The sequence below is a fragment of the Microbacterium sp. genome, assembly GCF_047971895.1.
In the GTDB taxonomy this organism is placed as follows: Bacteria; Actinomycetota; Actinomycetes; order Actinomycetales; family Microbacteriaceae; genus Microbacterium.
The window spans coordinates 1-1,527 of sequence record NZ_JBKEAF010000078.1; the positions used below are offsets into that span (position 1 = coordinate 1).

Consider the following 1,527-nt stretch of genomic DNA (forward strand, 5'->3'; position numbering starts at 1 on the left):
CTGGTGCGCAGCCCGGGCGTCTACTTCGAGCGCGCTCAGGAGAAGACGAGCGACAAGGACGTCTTCACCGCTCGCATCATCCCGAGCCGCGGCGCGTGGCTCGAGTTCGAGATCGACAAGCGCGACCAGGTCGGCGTGCGCATCGATCGCAAGCGCAAGCAGTCGGTCACCGTGTTCCTGAAAGCGCTCGGCATGACGAGCGACGAGATCCTCGAGGAGTTCGCCGGCTACGAGTCGATCGCTGTGACGCTCGAGAAGGACGGCATCGTCACCCAGGAAGACGCGCTGAAGGACATCTACCGCAAGCAGCGTCCGGGGGAGCAGGTCGCCATCGAGGCCGCTCGCGCCCTGCTCGACAACAGCTACTTCAACCCCAAGCGCTACGACCTCGCCAAGGTCGGCCGTTATAAGATCAACCGCAAGCTCGGCCTCGACGCCCCGATCACCGACTCGGTGCTCTCGCTCGAGGACATCGTCGCGACGATCAAGTACCTCGTGGGCCTGCATGCGGGCACCGAGTTCCTGCCCGGCGTGCGCGACGGCGAGCCGTTCGAGGTGCGTCTAGACACCGACGACATCGACCACTTCGGCAACCGCCGCATCCGCGCGGTGGGCGAGCTGATCCAGAACCAGGTGCGCACCGGCCTCAGCCGAATGGAGCGCGTCGTGCGCGAGCGCATGACCACCCAGGACATCTAGGCGATCACCCCGAACACCCTGATCAACACCCGCCCCGTGCTGGCGGCGATCAAGGAGTTCTTCGGCACCTCGCAGCTGTCGCAGTTCATGGATCAGAACAACCCGCTCGCGGGCCTGACCAACTAGCGCCGCCTGTCGGCCCTCGGCCCGGGCGGCCTGAGCCGCGACCGCGCGGGCGTCGAGGTGCGCGACGTGCACCCCTCGCACTACGGCCGCATGTGCCCCATCGAGACCCCGGAAGGCCCGAACATCGGCCTGATCGGCGCGCTCGCAACCTTCGCGCGCATCAACGCCTTCGGCTTCATCGAGACCCCCTACCGCCGCGTCGTCGACGGCAAGGTCACCGACCAGGTCGACTACCTCACCGCGCACGAGGAGGACGAGTACCTCATCGCGCAGGCCGGCGCCCCGCTCACCAAGGAGGGCAGGTTCGCCGAGAAGCAGGTGCTCGCGCGCCCCCGCGGCTCCGAGGTCGTGCTCGTCGACGCCGAGCGCGTGCAGTACATGGACGTCTCGCCCCGCCAGATGGTGTCGGTGGCGACGTCGCTCATCCCGTTCCTCGAGCACGACGACGCCAACCGTGCCCTCATGGGCGCGAACATGCAGCGTCAGGCCGTGCCGCTGGTGCGCAGCGAGGCCCCCTTCGTCGGCACCGGCATGGAGCACCGTGCGGCGCTCGACTCCGGCGACGTCGTCCGCGCCGAGAAGGCCGGCGTCGTCACCGAGGTCTCCGCCGACCTCGTGACCGTCGCCCAGGACGAGGGCGGCAACCGCACGTACAAGATCATGAAGTTCTCCCGGTCCAACCAGGGGAACTCCTACAACCAG

1 pseudogene is annotated in these 1,527 nt (G+C 67.8%); it reads left to right on the top strand.

Annotation, left to right across the window (positions count from 1 at the left end):
* Window positions 1-1,527: pseudogene (locus ACK5IN_RS06395) on the top strand (DNA-directed RNA polymerase subunit beta); the annotation flags it as partial.